13 protein-coding genes are annotated in these 26,852 nt (G+C 40.6%); all 13 read left to right on the top strand.

All coding sequences use genetic code 11. The features are described 5' to 3' along the window. Positions 1–16 precede the first annotated feature (16 nt). The 13 genes from HQN86_RS11170 (at position 17) to HQN86_RS11110 (ending at position 26,843) form a co-directional block, all read left to right on the top strand. On the top strand, positions 17–1,912 hold the full coding sequence (locus tag HQN86_RS11170; RefSeq protein ID WP_172661047.1) for a RagB/SusD family nutrient uptake outer membrane protein: 1,896 nt from the start codon (positions 17–19) through the stop codon (positions 1,910–1,912). Between the two features lie 49 nt (positions 1,913–1,961). Continuing rightward, positions 1,962–5,012, top strand: coding sequence for a SusC/RagA family TonB-linked outer membrane protein (locus tag HQN86_RS11165; protein ID WP_216854377.1), 3,051 nt, complete (start codon positions 1,962–1,964; stop codon positions 5,010–5,012). A gap of 12 nt (positions 5,013–5,024) precedes the next feature. Then, positions 5,025–6,791, top strand: a complete 1,767-nt coding sequence (locus HQN86_RS11160) for a RagB/SusD family nutrient uptake outer membrane protein (RefSeq protein ID WP_216854376.1) — start codon at positions 5,025–5,027, stop codon at positions 6,789–6,791. Between the two features lie 93 nt (positions 6,792–6,884). Continuing rightward, positions 6,885–10,160, top strand: a complete 3,276-nt coding sequence (locus HQN86_RS11155) for a glycosyl hydrolase (RefSeq protein WP_172661045.1) — start codon at positions 6,885–6,887, stop codon at positions 10,158–10,160. A 14-nt stretch (positions 10,161–10,174) separates the two neighbouring features. Beyond that, the gene (locus tag HQN86_RS11150) at positions 10,175–11,368 is read left to right on the top strand and encodes a glycosyltransferase WbsX family protein (RefSeq protein WP_172661044.1); all 1,194 of its coding nucleotides are present in this window, start codon (positions 10,175–10,177) and stop codon (positions 11,366–11,368) included. A 5-nt stretch (positions 11,369–11,373) separates the two neighbouring features. Beyond that, entirely contained in the window at positions 11,374–13,092 is a 1,719-nt protein-coding gene (locus HQN86_RS11145) for a hypothetical protein (RefSeq protein WP_172661043.1), read from the top strand. Further along, positions 13,092–14,885: a glycoside hydrolase family 71/99 protein gene (locus HQN86_RS11140; RefSeq protein ID WP_172661042.1), complete on the top strand. Its 1,794-nt coding sequence runs from the start codon at positions 13,092–13,094 to the stop codon at positions 14,883–14,885. The genes HQN86_RS11145 and HQN86_RS11140 overlap by 1 nt, the downstream gene beginning before the upstream one ends. A 72-nt stretch (positions 14,886–14,957) precedes the next feature. Then, on the top strand, positions 14,958–17,777 hold the full coding sequence (locus tag HQN86_RS11135) for a family 78 glycoside hydrolase catalytic domain (protein WP_172661041.1): 2,820 nt from the start codon (positions 14,958–14,960) through the stop codon (positions 17,775–17,777). Between the two features lie 23 nt (positions 17,778–17,800). Then, positions 17,801–19,555 (top strand): alpha-L-rhamnosidase-related protein, encoded by a 1,755-nt coding sequence (locus HQN86_RS11130; protein ID WP_172661040.1) that lies wholly within the window; start codon positions 17,801–17,803, stop codon positions 19,553–19,555. 122 nt (positions 19,556–19,677) lie between these two features. Further along, complete coding sequence (locus HQN86_RS11125) at positions 19,678–20,727, top strand: FecR family protein (RefSeq protein WP_172661039.1); 1,050 nt, start codon at positions 19,678–19,680, stop codon at positions 20,725–20,727. A 29-nt stretch (positions 20,728–20,756) separates the two neighbouring features. After that, a complete protein-coding gene (locus HQN86_RS11120) occupies positions 20,757–24,224 on the top strand; it encodes a SusC/RagA family TonB-linked outer membrane protein (protein ID WP_172661038.1) in 3,468 nt (1,155 codons plus the stop codon). 23 nt (positions 24,225–24,247) lie between these two features. After that, on the top strand, positions 24,248–25,837 hold the full coding sequence (locus HQN86_RS11115; protein ID WP_172661037.1) for a SusD/RagB family nutrient-binding outer membrane lipoprotein: 1,590 nt from the start codon (positions 24,248–24,250) through the stop codon (positions 25,835–25,837). Positions 25,838–25,859: 22 nt separating this feature from the next. Further along, positions 25,860–26,843, top strand: coding sequence for a glycosyl hydrolase family 18 protein (locus HQN86_RS11110; protein WP_172661036.1), 984 nt, complete (start codon positions 25,860–25,862; stop codon positions 26,841–26,843). Positions 26,844–26,852: the final 9 nt, after the last annotated feature.

The following is a 26,852-nucleotide window of genomic DNA, read 5'->3' as shown; positions in this document are numbered from 1 at the left end:
CCCAATACAAGAAGTTATGAAAACGAAATATATAGTTTTATTAATCGCGCTCTCCATGTTTTTCCTTGCTGCGTGTAAGAAAGCTTTGGATACAGCACCCGATGGCAAGATCACGATGGAGGAAGTCTTTGCCGATAACGAAAAGGTGAAAGCTTTTTTAAATACCTGTTATGCAAACATGCCCGTAAAAGGGACCAGATACTTTTTTTGGCAAAGAGGCCCCGTTAACTGGAGCGACGAATCCTGGGATACGGATGCGGAAGCAGAGTCGGGACTTATGAGTGGCCGAATGTACAATGGCAATGCGTCTGCCGGTAATCATCCCATAACCAATGTAAGTGGGGATAGTGGAAATGGAAATTATTGGGCAAGCTATTGGAGCGCTATCCGCAACTGTACCATATTTATTAGCCGCATAGATAATGCAACGGTGGGCAATGAATCAGATAGAAAACGCTGGAAAGCTGAAGCACATCTTTTAAGGGCTTACTATTACTCAGAACTGCTAAAATGGTTTGGTCCTTCGCTACCTATAGAACGTGAACCATATGATTTTTCAGGTGATTTTTCCAAAGTAAAAAAAGAGACTTATTATGACGTAGTTAAGTTTATCATGGAAGATTGTGATGTTGCACTTGGCACAAATGAATTGCAATGGAGAATTAACTCAGATCAGGAAGCTGGCCGTGTAAACAAAGCAATGGCAGAGGCCATAAAATCAAAAATGATCCTTTTTGCTGCGAGCCCATTATATAATGAAGGCAAAAATTATTGGGAAGAGGCTTATGAAGTCAACAAAACATCATTAGAAAATTTAAGGAAAAACGGTTTTGAGCTTTATAATAAGGTAAACTATCCGCAAACTTATCTTTCAGATGTTGCATACCTCGGGCCAAATAAGAATGAAAAAACCGCCATCTATAATGAATATTTTACTCAATCAATGGGTTATGCATCCAGTGTAGATCATGAAACAATATATCAAAGTCGCGATGGGCAAGGTAATATCTGGAATATTGATGGCATTGGCGCACAGGATGGATACAAATCAGGAACCTGCCCAACGCAGGAGCTTGTAGATGCATATGAGACCATTGATGGGAAGCCAATTCTAAATCTTGCAAATCCATATCTTGATGATAAGCACCAGCAGCCAAACTACAATCCTGAAAATAAAACCTATGATCCTAAAAACCCATATGCAAACAGAGATCCACGTTTTTATGCTTCCATCTACTACAATGGATCGAAAAGAAAAGCATTCTGGAATTTTGCGGAAGTGCCTGAATCTATTGAAAATTATCCTGCACCAATGGGTAATAGAACAAGGATTATTGCAACTTATGTAGGTGAACCGCAAACCGGTATTCATGCTTCTACCAGAAAGGCAACCCGTACTGGATATTTCGAAAGGAAATTCCTGCATCCAAACTCAGGTAATGATAACCCTGTGGGTGGTGCAAATTGGAAAATGTTCCGTCTTGGAGAAGTCATCTTAAACTTTGCAGAGGCAGCTGCTGAAGCAGGTAAATTACCTGAAGCAACTACAGCTGTTAACGAAATACGGGCCAGGGCGGGGATGCCAGAAATACCTTCGAATCTATCTAAAGAACAGTTGATACTCAGGGTCAGGAATGAGCGTAGGGTAGAGCTGGCTATGGAAGAAAACAGGTATTTCGACGTTCGCAGATGGACGCTGCCAACCGGCGACCTTTCTAAAACCGATCAGTGGGTAACAGGGATGGAAATTACCAGAAACCCCGACGGAACCTTTACCTATAACCGAAGACCTGTCCGCACCAATGAACGCAAGAATTTTACCAATAAATTCCTTTGGGTACCTATACCGCTTGATGAGGCAAACCGCCTGCAGTCAATTACAGGAGTTAAGTGGCAAAGTAACGGTTGGTAATAATAGTTTTTAATAGACCTCAATGACAAATCAGATGATACATAAATTAATGATCAAAATAACATTGCTGCTGGCACTCTTGTTTTCCATAGGAACAAGTGTAAGCGCACAGGAGGTATCGGTCCCAGTGAAAGGCATAGTGAAGGATGAATTTGGAAGACCGCTTGCTGGCGTAACAATAAGCTCCCGGGATGGAGAAACAGGAACATCAACAAATGCAAATGGTGAGTACGCCATAATACTGGATGTGAATAGCCCACTGATATTTTCCTATGCTGGTTATTCTACACAAAAAATAGCTATCAATGGGAAAGCTCAGATTGATGTTGAGTTAAAACCAGATATACATAAAAAAGACGATGTAGTTCAACTGGGGTATACCTCACAGCTGCGACATGAGGTTTCCGGATCGGTAGCAACAGTTACAGGCGAAGAGCTGGAAAAATCTCCTGTAGCAAATCTTACCCAAAGTTTTGCTGGTCGTTTTGCAGGCTTAGTGACACAAGAAACGTACTCAGAGCTATCAAGAGCAACTACCAATATTTATGTCAGAGGGCTATCTGCTGCAAGGGGCAACGGACCACTCGTAATTATTGATGGAATTATATGTGCTTATAACAGCAATCAGACGCTCGAGTACATCAGTGCAAATGAAATCGAATCTGTTACTGTGTTAAAAGACGCATCTACCCAAGCGCTTTATGGTATTCAGGGTGCAAATGGATTAATCGTGATTACTACCAATCGCGGGATAAAAGGCAATGTCCAAATAAAAACAACTTTCGATCAATCCATACAGCAGGTAACAACCACACCAACGTTTTACAGTGCTGCCGATTACGCATCGATGAGAAATCAGGCATTGGTTAATGATAAAAAGGAAAAGTTATTTAGCGATCAGCAGATTGAAAACTTTCGTTCAGGCGGGAACGACCTTTATCCCAATAACAATTGGTATGATAGGTATTTTAAGGACTACGCAGCCATGCAGCGTGCAAGTCTTAACGTTACCGGCGGAAACGAAAAAGTACAATTCTATTCCAATGTGAACTTTATGCATCAGGGAGGACAGTTTATTACAGATCAGGATAAATACAATTCTAATGCAAACAACGTTTGGGTTAACTATCGCAGTAATGTTGATATGAGCCTAAACCGGTACCTTAAAGCATTTATCCGCTTAAGTGGTAATATTAAAAGAGAACGAACCCCTGGTTCCGGAAATTCAACAATATATGGCAGCCTTTTTCAGATTCCTCCAACTGTGTATGGTCCGTTAACTCCGAATGGTCAGGTAATTACAACGAGTAATGTGGGCTCGCCAACCTTTGGGATGTTAAACCGATCTGGGTATGTAAGACATACAGTGACCAATATCACCTCGCAGTTTGGGCTTGATCTGGACATGGGATTCCTTACAAAAGGCTTAAATTTAACAGGTGTAGTTGCTTATCAGACTAATGCCGTTGGCAGTTTAAGTACTACTCAGGATTATGAACGCTGGACAAGAGATAATACCAAACCCGAAGAACTCCTGTTCAATAGAAAAGGTGACCAGAACAATACACCTTTGAAATATGGCAAGGGAAGTTCATACTATTATCACCTAACCTACAATGGAGCGCTTAATTACAGCCGGGATTTCGGTAAGCATCATGTAGGAGGTATGGCTTATATGTTCTTCCAAAATCTGACAAAGGCAGATACAGGTTCCCCGGGATTATTGCCTTATAACCGCCTAAGCTCGGGCGCAGAAGCAACCTACAGCTTCGATAACCGGTACCATATTAAGTTTGATGTTGGTTATTCGGGTTCTGAGCAATATGCGCGCAGCGACCGTTATACCTTTACTCCGGCAATTTCTGCAGCCTGGGAAGTGTCGAACGAAGATTTTATGAAGGATGCAGCCTGGCTAAGCAACCTTAAATTAAGGGCTTCTTATGGTAAAACAGCAAACGACCAAAGTGGCTTAAACCGGTTCGCCTACCTCGATGAGGTAACCGTTAGAGGAGGAGGACCAATTGGTTCCCTTCAGTATATTATAGATGAGAGGACCGTTGGAAATCCTCATATACAGGCTGAAATATCTACAAAACAAAACTATGGGTTAGATCTGGGATTATTTAATTCCCTATCTTTTACTGTAGATGTGTTTAAAGAGCGCATGAATAATATGGTAGTTAGTGCGCTATCAGCTATTCCTTTGTATCAGGGTATACCTTTAAATAATTATCCTAAAACAAACACAGGTATTTTTGAAAACAAGGGCTACGAAATAACCGCTAATTATACCAAGGCTTTAAATCAGGATGTGAAAATATCGTTGGGAGGTTTAATTGGTTATTCGAAAAATAAAGTGATTAATACAAATGAGCCACTGAGAAACGACGATTACATTTATAGAAAGCAGGAGGAGGGCTATTCTTATGGCCAAACATTTGGATACCTGGTTGATTATAGTAACGGCAATGGATTTTTTAATACTCAGCAAGAACTTGATGGTAACAAAATTGAGTACAAAGTTGGTAATCCACGTTTAGGGGATCTTAAATATCAGGATCTAAATGATGATGGTATTATAAATGAGGCTGATAAGGCTCCAATAGGTACCGGAGCACTTCCAAGGTTTACATATGGAATATCGGGAGGTGTTGCCTATAAATCCTTCGATCTGAGTTTCTTATTACAAGGAATTGGTCAGTACTCTTCGGTAATTGTTGGGCAGGGTGTTTGGGAAGCAGATTTTGATGGAATATATGGTTCCTTGCACAAAAATGCATGGACGCCGGAACGCTACCAAAATGGTGAAACAATAACAGCCCCTGCATTGTCGACAGTTAAGTCCTCAAGTCAGGAAATAAACGATTATTATAAGTATAACAGATCGTATTTACGCCTTAAAAATGTAGAGCTTTCGTACACCCTGCCTGGCCGTCTGTCTAAAGCCATCTCGGCAGAAAAAATCAAGTTCTTACTTAGCGGACAGAATCTAATCACCTGGGATAAAATGAAGTCGAAAGATTTTGGTCCTGAAGGTGGGGGTTATACTTCTTTCCCGGTCTACAGGGTATTTAACATAGGTGTAAATGTTGTTTTTTAACAAATTATTGCGATGAGAAAGTATAAAAAATTTATAATTATAATTACAGCCGGTGTTCTGTTTTCATGTAACAAACAATTGGATTTGCCTTCAGATGGTAGGATAACTATGGAACAGGTATTCAGCGACTATAACAGAACCAGAGGGTATCTGAATTCATGTTATGGATATTGTCCGGCCCCTAATACCGATAGAGCATCTTTTGGAGATGAATCTCAGGATGCAGATGACAATGTTGTGAGTTCCAGGTATGCTGCCTGGTATGGTGGATCAATAACTTCCAGTTCATATGCCCAGTATTCTGCGGATGGTAGTCCATGGGGTAAGTTGTACGAGGGAATCCGTAAATGCAATGTGTTTATAGAAAATATCAAAACGGCAACAGTATTTGCAACTGAAGCAGAGAAAGGCGCGTGGACAGCTCAGGCACATACTTTACGTGCACTTTATTATTTGCAATTGATAAAACGATATGGAGGAGTGCCGCTTATAGATAAACCTTTAGGTGTAGACTATGATTACTCTAAGGATAAGAAAGCCACTTTTTCGGAGGTTGTGAAATTCATTCTTGCAGATTGTGATAAAGCTTTATCCTATCCAGCTGGACGTGATGGTTTTTCATGGGATATTTACGATAACCAATATGGTATCATGACCAGAGCAATTGCCTATGCCATCAAATCAGAGTCAGTTACTTATGCCGCAAGTCCTTTATGGGCCGATGGAACTTACTCATGGGCCGATGCTACAACTATAAACTTAGAGGCGCTTGCTCAATGCCTTGCAAACGACTATAAGCTTTTTACCCAGCTTCCGGCAGCTGATGTTGCTCAAAATGCATATGCGTATTACAATCTGATTGGTTCCAACGATCAAAGGTCTACGGATAAAGAAACAATTTTTCATGGAGGCGGTAAGTTGCAAATATGGAAACTGGCTGGTATGCCAACAAATCCAGGAATGGAAAAAACTGGCCCAAGTCCAACCCAGGACCTGGTAGATAGTTACGAAATGGCAAATGGAGAAGCTCCAATAAATGGATATTCAGGAACGGATAACCTTGTGGCAACAGTAAATCCGGCATCCGGTTATGATCCGGGGAACCCATACATTGGTCGCGATCCCAGATTCTATGCTTCGATATACTATAATGGTGCCGTAAGGAATCTGAATGATCCTAACGGTAAAAAAGTGGAAACCTTTGTTGGCGGTCTTGAAGGGATTTCAGGAACGGAAAGAACGCGCACCAGAACAGGATATTACCTTCGTAAGTTCAACAATTACAAATCGGGAATTAGCAATGATGCAGATGGTTCTATTAGGATCTTCCGTTTGGCCGAACTCTATCTGAACTTTGCAGAATCTGCGTACCAGTCAGCGGGGCCTGATGCTGCGGTGTCCTCTGGAACGCTTACCCTGAGTGCCCGCGAAGCAGTTAGTGCTGTACGTGCCAGAGCTGGAATGCCTGCGTTTCCGGCCGGGATGTCAAAAGAAGCATTCGAAAAAAAGTATCGTAATGAAAGGCGGATAGAGTTTGCTTTTGAAGGCCATCGTTTCTTTGATGTCAGAAGATGGAAAATCCTTGATCAGACAGATAAATTTGTTACCGGGATGAGGATTACTAAAGAAGGCTCAAACCTTACTTTTAGCCGTTTCAAATTTGCCAACAGAAATGCCTGGTCCAATAAGTATTTGTTGTACCCAATAGACCAGGCTGAAGTGGATAAGATGATTAACCTTACCGGACAGAATTGGCAAAACCCGGGGTGGCTTGATTAACAGCATCCTAAAAGTTACAATAAGAGCAGTATAGTACAGGTTGCTGATTATTAAAATAATTAATAGTATTGGTACAACCAAATGAAACCATTTATGAATTCAAACATCAGATCTTTTAAGGGTACTGTATGGGAGCACCTTGCCCACTTTGTGATACCGGTATTAATTTTAATAATTTCCGCTTGTTCAAGTACTAACAAAAACATTGCTTTCACTAAAGTTGAGAGTGGGTTTATAGTACCTCCGGATTCAATACAGACCAGTGTGTATTGGTATTGGATTTCAGACAATATCTCTAAACAAGGAGTTATAAACGATCTAAAGGCAATGAAAGCAGTAGGTATAAATCGTGCTTTTATTGGTAATATAGGTTTAACCGGAGAAGTTCCTTATGGAAAGGTCAAGTTGTTTTCTGATGAATGGTGGGATATTACACACACTGCTTTAAAAACGGCTTCGGAGTTAGGGATAGAAATAGGAATGTTTAATAGTCCTGGCTGGAGCCAGTCAGGCGGACCCTGGGTTAAACCTGAACAGGCAATGCGTTATCTGGCATCATCAGAAACTGTGTTCAAAGGACCTGCAAAGATTTCCCAAAAGCTTAATAAACCTGAAGGGAATTTTCAGGATGTTAAACTGCTGGCTTTTAAAGCACCAAAAGGATATGGGAGCAGTATCGCTGATTTAAAACCTGTTATTACTTCCGATCCGGCTATAAAAAGCATTGCAAATTTCCTTGATAAAAACCAGAAAACTGAAGCATTGCTGCCAGGTGGTAAACCTTCTGTTATTACCATAGCTGCCAAAGAAAGCTATACTGCAAGAAGTTTAACCATCTATCCATCCAAAAAGAACATGAGTATGGATGTGAAAATAGAGGCATTGGATAATGGTAATTACCGCGAAATAAAACAGTTCAAAGTAGACCGTAGCAATAACGCGTTGAATGTTGGTTTTGCTCAGTTTGCTCCGGTTATCATTTCATTTGATGCAGTAACATCAAAAGCCTTTCGTCTAACGTTTACCAATACATCCCAGGATGCCAGCATTGCTGAACTGGAAATTTCTTCGGTGCCAAAAGTGGAAAGATTCATCGAAAAAACACTCGCTAAAATGCACCCAACCCCACTTCCTTATTGGCATGAATATCAGTGGGCACAACAAAAAGAGGTAGCAGATAAGTCATTGCTGATAGATGAAGGCTCAATAAAAGATATCAGTTCAAATTTGTCGGCTGATGGTACACTTACATGGGATGTTCCCGAAGGTGAATGGATTGTAATGCGAACAGGAATGGCACCCACAGGTGTTCAAAATAGCCCGGCATCCCCAGAAGGAACCGGACTAGAGGTAGATAAAATGAACCATGAGCATGTGATAAAACACTTTGATGCATTCATGGGCGAAATTCAGAGAAGAATTCCTGCCGAAGACCGTAAAACATGGAAAGTCGCGGTTCAGGATAGTTACGAGATGGGCGGCCAAAACTGGACAGATGATTTTATTGCCAAGTTTAAAAAGCGTTACGGATATGATCCTATGCCACTTATACCGGTTATGTATGGGCATGTGGTAGGAAGTCAGGATAAATCAGATCGCTTTCTATGGGACCTGAGAAGATTTGTTGCAGACAATGTTGCTTATGAATATGTTGGCGGATTGCGCGATGTAAGTCACAAACATGGGTTAACCATATGGCTTGAAAATTATGGACACTGGGGTTTTCCCGGTGAATTTCTTCAATACGGAGGACAATCTGATGAAGTAGGCGGAGAGTTTTGGAGCGAAGGTGAACTTGGTAACATAGAAAACAGGGCAGCATCATCGGCAGCACATATTTATGGTAAAACTAAAGTTTCTGCAGAATCATTCACTGCTGCCGGAAATACCTTTGGTCGTTATCCGGCAATGATGAAACAACGTGGCGATCGCTTCTTTACAGAAGGGATCAATAATACGTTGCTACATGTTTATATTCAACAACCATATGAGGACAGGAAACCCGGTGTTAATGCCTGGTTTGGCAATGAGTTTAACCGTTTCAATACCTGGTTTTACGATATGGATATGTTTATCCATTATCTTAAGCGCAGTAATTTCATGCTGCAGCAAGGTAAATATGTTGCAGATGTAGCCTATTTTATTGGTGAAGATGCACCAAAAATGACTGGAATACAGGATCCTAAGCTCCCCGAAGGTTATTCCTTTGACTACATCAATGCAGAGGTGATCATTAACCGATTAACTGTTAAGGATGGCAAATTTGTACTTCCTGATGGTATGTCTTACCGGGTATTGGTACTTCCTGCACTGGAAACCATGAGGCCGGAATTGTTGGAGAAAATAGCAAGTCTGGTAAAAGCAGGTGGAGTGATATTGGGCCCAAAACCAAAACGCTCACCTAGTTTAGAAAACTACAGCACTGCAGATGACAATGTAAAAAAACTTGCCAACGAAGTTTGGGGAAAAATTGATGGACAGGGTATTAAAACAAATGAATATGGTAAGGGTCTGGTAATGGATGGCCTTGATTTACAACAGGCATTAGATAAAATAGGAGTGATTCCAGATTTTAAAACCGTTGGTAATGATCTGGCCCTGTATATCCATAGAAAGACTAACGATGGTGAAATATACTTTGTGTCTAATCAGAGTGATAAACCTATAAGCATTAATCCTGCATTCCGGGTTACCGGAAAAGCACCCGAATTGTGGAATGCTATAACAGGGAAAATGCGTGATCTTCCAGAGTACAGCTCAACACCAAATACAACATCTGTTCCTTTAAAACTCGATGCATTTGAAAGTGCTTTTATAATCTTCAGAAAAGACCAGTCCGGTAATACCACGGCCGAGAAAAAGGTTAATTTCCCTGAGCCAATTGATGTAATTAAATTAACTGACCCATGGACCGTTAAATTTGATAAAGAGGGCAGAGGCCCAGAAGAACCTGTGGTATTTAAAACTTTAATAGATTGGTCAAAACACCCGGATACACGAATAGCTCATTATTCTGGAAGTGCCTTATATAATACTTCGTTTGAGATTAAGAAACCAGCTGCAGGGCAGCGTATTTATCTAAACCTCGGCGCAGTTACCGCATTGGCCAAAGTAAAGGTTAACGGTAAAGAGGTTGGTGGTGTATGGACACCACCTTACAAAGTAGACATTACCGAGGCAGTGTTGGCGGGTGAAAATAAGCTGGAAGTAAAAGTGGTTAACACCTGGGTAAACCGGTTGATAGGTGATTTAAAATTGCCAGAAGATCAACGTAAAACCTGGTCTTATATTAACCCGTACAAAGCAGACAGCCCGCTGCATCCATCAGGGTTAACAGGTCCGGTATCTATTGAAATAAATCCATATTAAACACAACATTTATTATGAAGTCATTATCTTATAATAGATCGCTCTTTTCTTTGGCAATAGCAATAGCTATTGCCATTATATTTCAATCGTGCAACATCAAAAAGAAAATTACCCAGGATTATGATGTAGCTGCATTCTATTGGCCTGCCTATCACTATGAGCCTAGAGCGGAGTTTTTATTTCCAGAAAAAAAGGGGGAATGGGAGATCATTTATAAAGCGCAACCTAAAGAAAAAGGACATGCCCAACCAAAAGTCCCGCTCTGGGGATATCTGGACGAGGCAAATCCAAAAGATATGGATAAAAAGATCACTGCTGCTGTTGATCACGGAGTGAATACATTTATCTTCGATTGGTACTGGTATGAGGGAAAACCATTCCTTGAAGATTGTATCAACGAAGGCTTTTTAAAAGCCAACAAAGGCAGGATGAAGTTTTACCTGATGTGGGCAAATCATGATGCTACAACTTATTGGGAGCGCAAGAACCCGAAAAAAGATTCAGTGATCTGGAAAGGCAGTGTAGATCGTAAACAATTTAATATTGTGGTAGATCGTGTGATAGCAAAATATTTCAAAGATCCTGGTTATTACAAGATTGATGGTGCCCCGGTATTCTGTATCTACGAACTTCATACGCTGATTGCAGGATTAGGCGGTGCAACGCAAACCAAAGAAGCTTTGGATTACTTCAGAGAAAAAACAATTGCCGCAGGGTTTCCCGGACTGCACTTACAGGGAATTCTTTGGCAGGCCTTACCTTCAAGTATTGCAGGGGTACCCGGCGAAAAAATTGGAACACAGAATAAAGTTATGGAGTATTTTGGCTTTAACAGTTTAACAAATTACTGCTGGGCACATTTGCAAAATCCAGATGGAGATTACGAGAAATGGGCAGATCTGTCTACCAATATGTGGCAAGGATTTAGTAACGATTTTACCATTCCTTATTTCCCTAATCTCACAATTAGCTGGGATGCTAACCCAAGGTTTCCATATAAAACCGGTTATATAAATAATCCCGCTCCTGAAAAATTTGCAAAGTATGTCGAAAAGGCAAAAGCATTTGCAGATACACATCCAAAACAACGCAAATTAATTACCATCAATGCCTGGAATGAGTGGTCGGAAGGAAGTTATCTCGAACCCGATACCTTACATAAAATGGGTTATCTGGACGTATTAAAAAGGGCATTTGTAAAAAAATAAATCCTATGAGGTCTGTTCACTTTATAATACTTTTTGCATTATTGGGGATTGGTTCATCAAGCGCTCAGCCGTTTGCCGGAGCTGATGATTTGGGCAGAGTTCTCCCTCAAAATAAGGAGGTGGGTAATCCTAGAAAAAAAACGGTTGCCATGTTCTACTTTTTATGGCATGAAACAGCACCACGCAAATATTGGGATCTCCATGAAATCGTGAATGCACATCCCGAAGTACTCAATGATTTTGATAATCCATATTGGGGAAGCGGGGGCATGTATTACTGGGGGCAACCCATTTATGGATATTATAGCGCAAATGATTATTGGGTGCATTTAAGAAGTATTCAGTTGCTAACTGATGCTGGTGTGGATCTTCTTGTAATTGATGCAACAAACCGCTTAACTTATCCAAAACAAGCCGACGTGTTGATGAAGGCTATGAATGCAGTTCGGGCGCAGGGTAAAACCCCTCCTAAAATCGTGTTTTATACCAATACCTCATCGGGCGAGACCATGCAGGAAGCCTACAATAATTTTTATAAACCTGGTGCTCCATACCGCTACCCCGAGTGCTGGTATTTAATGGATGGTAAGCCGCTTATAATTGGAATATCTGCAGAAGCTAAGGGAAAAGATTATGAAAATACTTTCACATACAGAGAATCACAATGGCCAAACGAACCTCAAAAAACAAACAGCTGGCCATGGATTGAATTTGTAAGACCTCAAAAAACATATAAGAACGCCAAGGGAGAAACAGAAATCATCAATGTCTCAGTTGCACAGCACCCTAATCCAACGGCAGGGATGGGTGGTTCGGCATTTTATGGTAATAAAGACAATTGGGGTAGGAGCTATCATAATGGGTCACCCGGAAATCCTGCAACAGATGTAATTTATGGTTACAATTTTCAGGAGCAATGGGATTATGCTATAAAACAAAACACGCCTTTTGTGTATGTTACAGGTTGGAATGAGTGGATAGCCGGAAAATTTCCTAGTAGAGATAACAACCCGGAACACTCATGGTTTTGTGATCAGGCAAGCCCAGAATATAGCAGAGATATCGAGCCTTCGCTTACTGCCGGTTTAAAGGATAACTACTATATGCAATTGGTTGGCAATATAAGAAGATACAAAGGCGTAGCCGCAAATCCTTCGGCTGGCTTACCTAAAACAATTAATGGGTTCGGTGATTGGACATCAGTACAGCCCGTTTACAAGGATTATACCGGCGACACTCAGGAACGTAACCATCCAGGCACCCCGATAGAGCCTGCAATTGTTTATACCAATGCAACAGGCAGAAACGATTTTGAGCAGATGAAGATTGCGCGTGACAAAGCCAACATTTACTTTTTTGTTAAAACTGTAGCTGACATCACTTCCAATTCAGGCAGTAACTGGATGAGACTATATCTGGATACAGATCGAAGCGCTAAAACAGGCTGGAAAGGATATGATTTTAGAGTTGCAGGGGGAAGCAATTTGCAGCAATACAGAGATGGAGCCTGGAAAGATATACAGACGTTAAAATACGTAGTTAAGGGTAATCAAATGATGGTTACACTTCCAAGAATCTATCTTAAAAACGTAGCTAAACCGCTCAATTTCGAATTTAAATGGTCTGATAATATGCAGAACGATAACGATCCGTTAGACTGGTATCTAAATGGCGACACAGCACCGGGTGGCCGTTTTAATTTCATATATAGCGCTACCAATTGATGATGGGTTTAAAAAAAATCTTCTTATCGGGATTGATTTGTATCTCCTTTTATCAGACTGAAGCTCAAGTTTCATCATCAAATGCTGATACATGGGTAGCAAAAGATGCGCTGGGCCGCACTATTGAGCCAGCAAAATATAAAACTCCACGTAAAGATAAGTATGCAGGAATATTCTATTTCATATGGCAGGGCGCTCACGGCTATGATCAGCATAAAGGAGGTGCTGCTGATGGTGGGGTGATGCCCAAAACACCAGGGGATACGGTTAGCCCATATGACATTACCAAGCTTTTAAAGGCCAATCCAACTGACCCTAAATATGGACCAATTCACGCTTTTCACCATTGGGGTGAACCTTATTTTGGGTATTACCTTGCCGATGATGAATGGGTGATCCGTAAACACGCACAAATGTTATCTGATGCTGGTATTGATGTAATTATTCTTGATGTAACCAATGCCGCTATTTATCTGCCGCAGGTTACAAAGATTGCCAATACTTACCTTAAAATGCGTGCCGAAGGAGTAAGCACACCATCTATTTCCTTTATTGTAAATAGTGTGCCCAAACAAACGGTTAATAACCTTTATGAGCAGATTTATAAAAAAGGATTGTTTAGTAACCTTTGGTTTTTGTGGAAAGGAAAACCTCTGTTGTTGTGCCCGCCAGAGGCAGTTACACCCGAAATTAAAAGTTTCTTTACCACCCGACATTCCTGGGCATGGAGCAAGGGCCAGCAGTGGTTTGCAGATGGTAAAGATAAATGGCCATGGCTTGATCATTACCCTCAATCTTATGGCTGGCACGATTCAAAAGATAAAGCTGAACAGGTAACCGTTTCTATTGCACAACACCCGATGTCGAACATTGGCAGAAGCTTTCATAATGGTAAAGAGCCAGAAATATTTTCGACCGAAAAAGGACTTTACTTTGAAGAACAATGGAAAAGAGCTCTTGAGGTAGATCCTGAATTTGTATTTATAACCGGATGGAATGAGTGGGTGGCCATGCGCTTTAATGACGGAGCATCCAAAACCTTTTTAGGTAAGTCAATCGAAAAGGGAGAAACCTATTTTGTAGATCTTTATAATGCCGAATTTAGCAGAGACGCGGAACCTGAAAACGGCGTAACCAAAGACAATTATTATTACCAGCTGGTAGATAATGTAAGGAAGTTTAAAGGCACAGGAAAACTTCCCGTTTACAAAACCAATACATCAATGAGCATTGATGGGAAATTTAGTGATTGGAAAAAAATACCGGCGGTATATAAAGATGATAGTGGAGATACCTTCCATCGCAAACACCCAGGCTGGGGCCGCATAAATGAATATGTAAATAACACAGGTCGCAATGATATTATTGAATCCAGAATTACTTCAGATCAGCAGAATGTGTACTTCTATGTAAAAACAAAAGATCCATTAACACCATGGGATTCTCCAGATTGGATGCATTTGTTTATAGGTGTAAAAGGTGCTGCCAACCAAGACTGGGAGGGCTTCCAATATGTAGTTAACCAGCGTGTTTTAAGTAATAATACTGCTACGTTACATAACCTTAAAAAAGATGGTAGTTTAGGTAAATCATCTTCCATAAAATACAGAACGGACAAAAACGAATTGGAACTTGTTATCCCAAAAAAACAACTTGGTGTTATAGGAAACGAGTTTACATTAGACTTTAAATGGGCCGATAACTCACCTGTTGACGGAAATGCCATGCATTGGCTAGACAAGGGTGATGCTGCTCCAAATGCACGGTTTGCTTACAGATATATTAAACAATAAGACCAGGTACTGGACAGTACAGGTTGCCATTCTACTGTAATTGTGGTATTTTAAAAAACCAAATGTTAACCAATGAGACGAACTAAAAATATATTTATTGCATTGCTATTTCTGTGTTTATCGGGTACGGCCTTCGCTGCCAAAATAACCGATGTAACCAGTTCCGTTGTTCCGGGAAATACGAGATGTGAATATCTGATCAACCCAAAGGGTCTGGATGAATTACAACCCCGTTTAAGCTGGACACTTACCGCAACTGATACCGCTGCTTTTGGACAAAAGCAAACTGCTTACCGGATTTTAGTTGCATCAACAGAAGGCGGACTTAAACTCAACAAAGGTGATATATGGGATTCTGGTTGGGTAAGTTCATCGCAGATGCAGCAGATAACCTACAAAGGAAAGCCGTTTGTATCTGATAAAAACTATTTTTGGAAAGTCTCGGTTAAAGACGAGAAAGGCAAAATCTCGCCTTGGAGTAAAGCCGCTCAATGGACTACGGGTTTACTTAAGCCAACAGATTGGAAAGCAAAATGGATTGGCACAGATCAGATTTTTGATCCTGCCCAGCAAGATTGTAACATCTCCGATTCATGGCTTCGAAAAACATTTACACTCAAAACAAAACCCGGAAAGGCAAACATATTTGTAGCCTCTGTAGGTTTCCATGAAGTATACGTAAACGGTAAAAAAATAGGCAACGATGTTATGGCGCCAAGTGTAACAGACCATATGAAAAGGGCGCGTTACGTGGCCTACGATATTGCACCGGAACTTAAAGCAGGTAAAAATGTAATCACCATCTGGTTAGGAACATCATGGTCTATTTTTGGACCCTACATCGTAAAAGACCGGCCAAATACCCCAATTGTAATTGCTCAGGCCACAATTTATACCAATAAAAACACTACACCACTATCAAAACCTGAATTGGTAATAAGTACAGATGAAAGCTGGAAAACCCACAGGAGCCCTAATAAATTATTAGGCGTGTGGGATTCTAACAGAATGGGAGGAGAGATTTGGGATGCAAATAAAGAAGTTGCAAACTGGAACACTACCGCCTGTGATGAAACAACATGGGATAAGGCAATAACCTATCAGCCTAAACTTATCCTCTCTGCTCAAAAAATAGAACCTAACCGTGTTTTTGATGAAATAAAGCCAATTGGAATTGTAGAAAGAAATGATGGGACATACCGGGTTGATATGGGTGTCAACTTTGCCGGGTGGACAGAAATTAAAGTAAAAGGTAAGCAAGGGGATACTGTGAAATTTTTATTCTCAGAAAGGGAACAATCCGATATCACTTTCAGCAACCACAGCGCTTTTGTTATTGGTAAAACAGGACAGGGAACTTTCCATAATCGCTTTAACTATAGCTCAGGTCGCTGGGTTACTATTAAAGGTTTAAAAAGTAAGCCCTCACTTAATGATATCCGTGGGTGGATGGTACGTACAAATTACAAAGAAGCTACCACTTTTGAATGTTCAGACCCTTTGCAAAACTGGACATATAATACGATAAAATGGACCTTTCAAAATCTCTCAATAGGAGGGTATATTGTAGACTGCCCTCAGCGTGAAAGACTGGGCTATGGAGGCGATGCACATGCAACTTGCGAAACAGGAATGTTCAATTATCACATGGCTGCTTTCTATACCAAATGGATGGAAGACTGGAGAGATGTACAAGGAACTGAATCTCTGGTAGGAAACATGTACGACGAAAACTTTGCCCGCAAAAGCATAATGAGTGGTCGCATCATGAATAATGGTGTTCTGCCACACACTGCACCTACTTACATGGGGGGCGGTGGCCCTGCATGGGGCGGTATAGTAGTCTCTTTGCCCTGGTTTATTTATCAGCATGAAGGCGACAAAAGGGTGCTTGATAAGAATTTTGAAATGATAAAAGGCTGGCTTTCATTTTTGGATCTGAATACTAAAGATGATATGTTGGTTCGCTTTGGCGGATCATGGGATTTTTTGGGTGATTGGTTATGGCCTGGAGCCACAGCCGAAGGGATGAATAACAATAAACCCCAAACCGTTTTCTTAAACAATTGCTATAGAATATTTAACCTGCGTACGGCTGCTAAAATTGCTCGCGTACTTCATAAAGATAAAGAAGCACAACAGTGGGAAAAACAAGCAGATGTATCAAGCGCAGCAATTCACGCTAAATTTTACAATGCAGATGATCATAGTTATTCTGATAAATCAATGTCTAATCTTGCTGCGGCCTTATTGGGTGAGGTAATGCCTCAAGACTTGAAACCATTAATCATGAAGCGGCTTGAAAATGAGATTCTGGTGGTTCATAAAGGGCACATCAATGTAGGGATAACAGGCGGAGCAATGCTCTTTAAAGTATTAAGAGACGCCGGACGCGATGACCTTATTTATGCCATGACCTCGCAGACTGATTATCCGAGCTGGGGCTACATGAAAGCCAATGGTGCAACAACCATTTGGGAAATGTGGGAAAAAGACCTGCCTGGACATTCTCTATTACATAGCTCATACCTGTATCCGGGTGCCTGGTATATTGACGGAGTTGCTGGTATAAAACGCGATCCGCAGGCACCCGGATTTCAACGCTTTATCGTTCGCCCCCCACTGTTAACAGCCACGCAAATGGAATGGGCCAAAGCCAATATAGAATCGCCTGCAGGTTTAATCAAAACGGCATGGAAACGTACAGGTAATCAGCTCACCATGAACATAAACGTACCTCCTAATTGTACGGCTATACTTCAGCTACAGGAAAATGAGACAAAAAATGTAACTGATAAGTCAAACCACATTAAGGACTTAGGTTTAAAGGATGGTTTCAGATCTTTTGAGCTTACATCAGGTAACCATATTATTAAAACAGAGAAAATCTAAACAGATCATTATAAATTAAAAACATGTTACAAAAATTCTTATATCCTCTTTTTGCCATTTGTTTAATAGCCGCTAGTACACATGCACAGCCAGGCAAGAAACTAAGTAGTTCTGCTAAAGCTGATAATATTAGTCCTTTAACCAGACAATATATTTCTCCGGTAAAGATTTTATGGAAAGAAGGCCAGGTTAACAACATTGAGCAATTGTTGAAACCGGGAATTAGTCAGGCCGATCTGGCCAATCGTAACATGGCGATCTTGAAAAATGATGGCTCAGGTAAAAAAGCATCTATATTACTGGATTTTGGTAAAGAACTGCAGGGTGGATTGGAGATTGTAACCGGCATGTGGGGCCCAAAAAATGTTCCTCTTAAAATACGTGTGCGTTATGGTGAATCGGCAAGCGAAGCCATGTCTGACGTTGGTGGTCCAAAGGGTGCAACCAATGATCATGCTATCAGGGATTTTACCACATTGGCTCCCTGGTTGGGCCGAATCCAATTGGCGGAAAGCGGATTTCGCTTTGTGCGCATAGACCTTGAAGAGGAAAATGCAGAACTGCAATTGAAAGAAGTACGTGCAATTTTTACCTATCGTGATATTCCTTATATCGGTTCATTTAAAAGCAATGATGAGCGCCTGAACAAAATTTGGGAAACGGGTGCCTATACAGTGCACTTGAACATGCAGGAATATCTTTGGGATGGAATTAAACGTGATAGGCTGGTATGGGTTGGTGATCTTCATCCTGAAATATCTACCGTTAATTCTGTTTTTGGATACAATGAGGTGGTTCCTAAGAGTTTAGATTTATCAAAGGAAACTACTCCTTTACCAGGTTGGATGAATGGGATAAGTACTTATTCTATGTGGTGGATTATTCTTCATTACGATTGGTATATGCAGAACGGAGATTTAAATTACCTGAAACAACAGAAGCAGTATTTAAATGGATTGGTAAAGCAAATAGTAGCAAAAGTTGGGGATGATAATCAGGAAAAACTGGATGGGACGCGTTTTCTGGACTGGCCATCAAGCGAAAATCCTAAGGGAATTCATGCAGGCTTGCAGGCCATGACGGTTTGGTCATTGGCTACGGCATCCAAAATAAGTAACCTTGTAGGCGATAAAGAAACCGCTGATTTATGCAACAAAACGGTGGCCAGGATGCGCAAATATATACCTGATCCTAATGGTTCAAAACAAGCGGCAGCTTTGCTTGCCATTACTGGTTTAATGCCTGCGGAGAAAGCCAATAAAGATGTACTTTCAGTTGGTGGTGCAGCAAATTTCTCTACTTTTTATGGCTACTATATGCTCGAGGCAAAAGCTAAAGCAGGGGACCATCAAGGTGCTATTGATGTAATCCGTCAGTACTGGGGTGCAATGCTCGACTTAGGAGCCACCACTTTCTGGGAAGATTTTAATATGGACTGGATAGCGAATGCTTCCCGCATAGATGAGTTAGTGCCAGAAGGTAAAAAAGACGTACATGGCGATTATGGAGCATACTGTTATGTAGGTTTCAGACATAGCTTATGCCATGGATGGGCCTCGGGGCCAACAGCATGGTTAACTGAACATATTTTAGGTGTTAAAGTAGTGGAGGCGGGTTGTAAAGCAATTAAAATAGAACCGCATTTAGGTGATTTAAAGTTTGTAGAAGGTACATACCCTACACCTTATGGTGTTTTAAAAATTAAACATACTAAACTGGCTAACGGTAAAATTAAAACGGATATAAATGCCCCTAAAGGAGTAAGGATAATTCAATAGAATTATCCTTATTGAAATTAATGCACTCATCATCAGTTGTTTGCATTAGTTTTTAAAATTCTTTTGGTAAAAAATGGAATAGTCCTGCACTTGTGCTTATAAATCAATTATAGGCGATAAAAATGGATTATTCTTTATATACTATTGAAGACTTTCTAACCGACGAAAGTTTTGTTAAATATTGTTTGCGCGATAACCATCAGGATATTGCATTCTGGGAAAACATCCTTATCCGGTACCCGGAACTTTCGACAAAAATACACCAGGCCGAATCGCTTTTCTTTTTACTTTCTGTAAAAATTGATCCTCAGGAAAAGGAGCAGGAATTATCCAAACTTAAATCTTCTATTGAACACTTACAGACATTAGAGTCTGAACAGATCCCTGCGAAAACGATTCGTTTAAAAAGCCGGACGCTTTGGTTCTCATCGGCAGCAGCAATTTTAATTGCTATAGGCGCCTATGCACTGTTGAACAGGAAGGATTATGCCACAACCATTCCTGTCTACAATGAACTTAGCACCAAAGCCACTATAAAAACAGGATATAACGAACGTAAATCCATAAGGCTATCAGATGGAAGTACTGTGTTGATGAATAGTTTAACAACACTAAAGATAGACGACAATTACAACGAAAATAACCGGGTTTTATGGATGGATGGAGAGGCTCATTTTAGCGTTGCTAAAAATAAAGACAAACCTTTCATTGTAGTTTCAGGCAAAACAGCCACCACAGCCCTGGGCACCTCTTTTAAAATCAACAATTACAAAATGCATACTTCTACCTCTGTAATGCTCACCACTGGTAAGGTTAGTGTTGGAACTGTTAATCATCAAAAAATAATAAACAAAGTTGAACTGATTCCCGGAGAGCAGGTTGAGATTGTGGAGACTCAAAATAAATTTACAAAATCAAACTTTGAGCTGGAAAAAGTAGAGAACTGGGCAGAAAGAAAACTCGTATTCTCAATGGCTTCTTTAAAAGATATTAAATCGGTTTTAAAGGAGATCTATGGAGTTGAAATCAGAACAGAAAAACAACCTAAAAAGCCAATCGCTTTTACCGGTCAATTTAAAAATGAAAATCTTACTGATGTGCTTAATGCCATCGGATTCGCTAACCACTTTACTTACACTATAAAAAATGATACTGTAACACTGGCATTCTAAACCGCAACAACCTAACCAAACCAAACAATATGAAAAAAAACTTACCAACCTATTATTTCTTTTATGGGCTTTTATTTAAAATAAGCTTATGCGTTGTTCTAATCCTGTCAACGTCCGCATATGCACAGTCCAAAGATAAATTGTACTCATTTAAATGGAAAAACACCACCATCCTGGATGCTTTTAAACAAATAGAAAGTCAGGGACAAGTGCACTTTTCTTACAACCCACTCGATTTAAATGTAAACGCAAGGTTTGATCTGAATATCGAAAAACAGAAAATTAACGACGTTCTGGATGCCATTTCAAAAAAGGTGAGTATCAAATATCAGATCAACGGACAAACGATAATGATCCAATCTTACAAGCCGGTGGTTGTAAAAATTGAATTTACCATAACCGGAACGGTTACCGATGAAAAAAACATCCCGATTCCCGGAGTTTCTGTGATTAATGCCACGGCTAACAAAACAGTTTCAACTAATGAGAACGGGAAGTTTTCTATTGCAGCCAATAAAGGCGACATCATCAGGTTCCGGATGATGGGCTTTCAGCAAACCGGCATTGTTGCCAGTGAATCACAGAAAAATATAACTGTGGTGCTGAAAGAGGAATCGCTTGAACTGAAAGAAACAGTTGTTACCGCACTGGGTATCAAAAGAGAAGAAAGATCTTTGGGGTATGCGGTTTCTGAGGTAAATGGCGAGGGATTAAAAAAAGCAAGAGAAACAAACGTAATTAACTCTTTAGCTGGAAAGGTAGCAGGTCTTATCATTAACAGTACAGCAGGTGGGCCTGCCGGATCTTCCAGAGTGATCATTCGTGGTAATACCACAGTTACGGGCAATAACCAGCCTTTGTATGTGGTAGATGGGGTTCCAATAGATAACTCGAATTACGGAGGTACAGGATCTGAGATGTATGCTCAGGGATATGATTTCGGAGATGCAATATCTGCAATAAATCCGGACGACATTGATAAAATCAGCGTATTAAAAGGTCCCTCTGCATCGGCTTTGTACGGTGCAAGAGCCGCCAATGGAGTTATTTTGATCACAACGAAACGGGGTAAAGGCACTTCTGACCTTGGTATAGAAGTAAACAGCACTGCATCATTTGAGAATCAGCTTACTTCCTTCGATGGGTACCAGTACTTATATGGTCAAGGCCGTAATCAGACCATCAATACCTCCTCTTTACAGGCAAGAACATCAATGTTTAATAACTTTGGTGCCAGACTGGATCCTGATTTAATGGTGGTATCGTACGACGATGTGTATAGGCCTTACCAAAAGATTGGCGACAATATTGGTGGCTTTTTCAGAACCGGTACTACATTTACCAATAATGTTTCCTTCAGTAACGCCAATGAAAAATCATCTGTCAGATTTTCTGCTACTGATCTTAGAAATAACGACATCATTCCTGAAAGTGGCATTAGAAGAAATTCATTTACTTTTAATGGTACATCAAAATTTGGTTCTAAGCTCTCTCTCGAAGCCAGGGCTTTTTACATGGACGAAAATGTAAATAATCGTCCTGCTTTGGCTGATGATCCGGGGAATATTGGAAATGCTTTTATAGGGCTTGCAAATAATGTAGATCAGGCATGGTTTGCAGAAACTTATAAAAACCCAGATGGTTCTTATATCGAATGGGGTGGTGGTCAGTATCGTTTAAATCCATATTGGGTAATTAACGAAATGAAGAACACAACCAAAAAGAATCGTCTGTTAGGTGCCCTGCAATTAAACTATGAAATCACCGATTGGTTAAGTATTCAAGGTCGCGGATCAACAGACCTTACCTATATCAATTTTGAAAAATTCAGTCCAAGAACTACACCGGGTGTAGTAACCGGAGCGCTGGATCAGATCAACAGAAAGCACGTAACTACAGAGGCCGATGTATTAATTACCGGGCAAAAACAGGTTACACCTTCTCTTTATCTGGCCGCCCGTTTAGGGGGTAGTATTTCGAGGGTACACAACAATGCAGACTTTATGCAGTTCACAAATCTTACTGTTCCTGATGCAATTACCCCTACAAGTTTTACCGATAAAAGTATTATCCCTGTGCCGTATAAAAAGAACTTAAACTCTGTTTATGCACTGCTTAGTGTAGGCTATAAAGGTTATCTGTACCTGGATGCAACAGTTAGAAATGATGCTTATTCTACATTGAATAAAGACTATGTTTATCCATCACTGTCTTCAAGTTTTGTCTTCTCTGATGCCTTTAAATTAAGTAAGAAAGTCTTAACGATGGGTAAATTAAGAGCGGCAATTTCTGAGGTGGCTAGTGATACCGATCCTTATTTACTGGACCTGTATTATTCGGTAAATCCATTGTCTTTTAACGGAATGTCTTATGGAGGATTGAATACGGCCAGAATGCCAAATGCCAATCTGTTGCCAACCCGTACACGCTCCTGGGAAATAGGTACGGAACTAAAGTTCTTTGAAAACAGAATTGGACTTGATGTTACTTATTACAACCAAAGATCAAGAGATCAGATCAATAATGTTCCAAGTCCTTTCTCCTCAGGTTTTTCTACAAGGATGATCAATGCAGGAGTGGTTTCAAATAAAGGGATCGAGGTACTGCTTACTGCAAGTCCGGTTGCCAAGAAAGATTTTAAATGGGATGTGAGCTTTAATTTCGCCCGGAATGTCAATAGAGTTGAATCTCTGGCCGATGGTGTTCCTTTTTTAACCCTATCGGAGGCGAGATGGATGGGGGTTGCGGTAATAGCAAAACCAGGTGAAAACTATGGCTCTATCTTGTCGTTCGACTATCAGAAAGATCCCAATGGAAATGTGATACTTGACCCTACTACACTTTTGCCTCTGCAAAGCGACGAAAGACAAGTAGTTGGTAAAGGAATTTACGATTGGACAGGTGGTGTTAGCAATACGGTTTATTTCAAAAACTTTAGTTTAAGTGCACTTATCGATGTGAAGTTCGGGTCAGACCTGTTTTCAATGACTAATCTTTTTGCCGCCAGTCGTGGTAGTTTAAACACTACACTTGCCGGACGTGAAGAATGGATTGCATCGGAAGAAGAAAGACAGGCCCAGGGTTACACACTTGACCAATGGAAGGCAATAGGAAAGGTGAGGGGCTTAGTTCCTGAAGGTGTAGTTAAAGACGAGAATGGGAACTTTGTTAAAAACACAAAAGCCGTTGATCCTTCAGTTTACTGGCCACAGATCGTATCAAGCGGTGGTGTAGCCAGACCTTATATCTACTCTGGAACTTATGTTAAAATGCGTGAGATCACCTTGGGCTATACCATTCCTGAAAGAATCTCTGCTAAATGGGGAGTTAGAAATATACAGGTAGCGCTGGTAAGCCGAAATCCATTTATTCTTTTCAGCGATGTACCAAATGTAGATCCTGATTCTAATTACAATAATGGAAACGGACAGGGTCTGGAGTATGGCTCTTTGCCAACCAGACGCAGCTGGGGCTTTAATTTAAACTTTAAGTTTTAAGAGATTCATCAAGGGAGATAAACATGAAAACGAATTTAAAAAAATACGCATTCGTACTTGCCATAATGGTATTGATGCTCAGTGCCTGTAAAAAATTTGGGGATGTAAATATTGATCCTACCAGATCAAGCAATCTTGATCCTTCTTTACAGCTCACAAACGTTCAACTACGCTTCTCAGGAGATCTGGAAGTAAATGAAAAGCTGGGTCTTGTATTTACAATGCCTCTTGTACAGCAAATTGGAGGAATCTGGCTGAATAGAAATGGCCAGTTCTATGTATACGACCGAAACTACCTTTCCTCTTTATGGAATAACACGTACAACAATGATGTGGTAAATATTGTAGATGCGGTGAACCGGACTAAAAATGATCCTTTAAAAACGAATCTGAATGCCATCTGCCGTATTATGAAGGTGTATGAATTTGCCAGAATAACAGATGTGTATGGAGATATCCCATATTTTGAAGCGGGCAAAGCATTTACAGATGGAATAGTACAACCCAAGTTTGATAAACAGGAAGAAATCTACAACGATTTTTTTAAAGAACTTGCCGAGGCCTCGGCCCAACTTGATGCTTCTAAGGATGCCGTGAAAGGCGATCTTTTCTATAATGGTGGAATTGCTTCCTGGAAAAAATTCGCCAATTCGCTTAGACTAAGGTATGCCATGCGTCTGGTAAAGATTAATCCTGATAAAGCAAAAACGGAAGCTCAGGCTGCATTTGCGGCGGGTGTTTTTACCAGCAATGCAGAGATGTGTAAAATAGTTCATCAGGATGTACAAAACAGCTATATAGATATTAGAGGAAATGGCGTGTCTGCAGCTTTTTGTCAGTCTGAGGTTATTCCTCGTGTTCAGGACCCTTTCATAGAACAACTGAGAAGCACTAACGACCCTCGTCTTTCACATATGGTAAGGTATTATATTGACATTGTGAACAGACCTTTTGAACGCACTGACATCACAGATCAGGTTAAAGCGCAGATTGGTTATAACGGGGTACCTCCTAATGAGTACATTTGGGATGGCTGGATGAATCCAATCACCATTGACATACCAGGTGTTGGGCCAACTGAAGCCGTTAACAACGATCAAAAAGCGCAGCTGGCTAATTTCCTCATTCGTAACAATGCCCCTTTTCTTCACCAGACTTATGCCGAAGTTGAATTGCTGCTTGCCGAAGCAACAGTAAGGTGGGGCACAACCTTTGGTGGCACAGCTGCAGAACATTATGCAAAAGGTATTGAAGCTGCAATTTCGCAGTTAAGCCTTTTCCCGGGCGGGCCTTCTATCAGCTCAACAGACATCAGCAATTTCATAAAAGGGAACAACCTGATTCCGGGAAGGGAAATTGAGATGATCAACAAACAGCTGTGGATTGCATTGCTTTTAAACGGACCGGAAGCTTACGCAAACTGGAGAAGAACAGGCTTTCCTGCCTTAGCTTCATCTACTAATTACGACTCATCCGTTCAAACCACGCCAAGAAGATTTGAATATCCAATTTTTGAACTGGAGCAAAATGCAGTGAATGCTGCTGCTGCGGTGGCTGCAATTGGCCCTGGTGGTAATACCTGGACCAACAGGGTTTGGTGGGATAAACCATAATGTTAAACCTAATTTTCATACGATGAGAAAGTCAAGAATTTTTATACAAATCATTTGCTTGTTTGCATTAGTGTCCTGTGCCAAATCAAAAGCAACAGATCAGAGTATGCCAGACAAAAAAGATAAAGGGTTTTATGTTGTTGGATATATATTTGGAAGCGGCGACCTGGATGCGGAATCAGCAAAGCTGGATTTCAGCAAGATCACACATTTGAACATTGCTTTTTTAAATCCGGATGCCAATGGATTGTTTAGTCCATCTGCAGGTTTAACCGCAGCCATAAAAAGGGCCCATGACAATAAGGTAAAGGTTTTGTTCTCCTTTGGAGGAGGGAATGCCCCGCAACATTTAAAGGAACTGATCAAACCAGCTAAACGTGCTGAATTGATTAAGGAACTGGTTAAGCTAACCAATACCTATAATTTTGACGGGGTAGATGTTGACCTGGAAGGAGACTTTATTGATTTGAACTATGAAGGGTTGATTGTTGAATTGTCGAGCGCCTTAAAGCCGCATAAAAAACTACTAACAGCGGCAGTAGCAACCTGGAACGGAAATGCAATATCAGATAAGGCACTGGCTTTGTTCGATCTGGTTAACATCATGTCTTATGACCAGACGGGTCCGTGGAATAAAGAAAAACCGGGCCCCCATTCAACCTATGAAGCGGCAGAAACAGACTTTGCTTATTGGAACACTTCCAGAAGCGTGCCTGCAAATAAGCTTACACTTGGCTTGCCATTTTATGGATATGGTTTTGGCCCCTCAATTCAGGAGAGCTATTCTTATGGCGATATTGTAACAGGATTTCCAGGCTCAGAGCTTGTTGATTTTGTTGTCGTGCCCAATAAGGGAACGATCTATTATAACGGATTACCAACCATAAAGAAAAAGGTCGGCTTTGCTTTGAATAAAAAAGCAGGAGGCATCATGATCTGGCAATTGCTGGGAGATGCAATAGGAGATAAATCACTTTTGTCGGCCATAAATACCTTAATCCAATAAGAGAAATTA

The organism is Pedobacter panaciterrae (genome assembly GCF_013204795.1).
GTDB classification, from domain to species: Bacteria; Bacteroidota; Bacteroidia; order Sphingobacteriales; family Sphingobacteriaceae; genus Pedobacter; species Pedobacter panaciterrae.
This window is presented reverse-complemented; position numbering and strand designations above follow the sequence as displayed.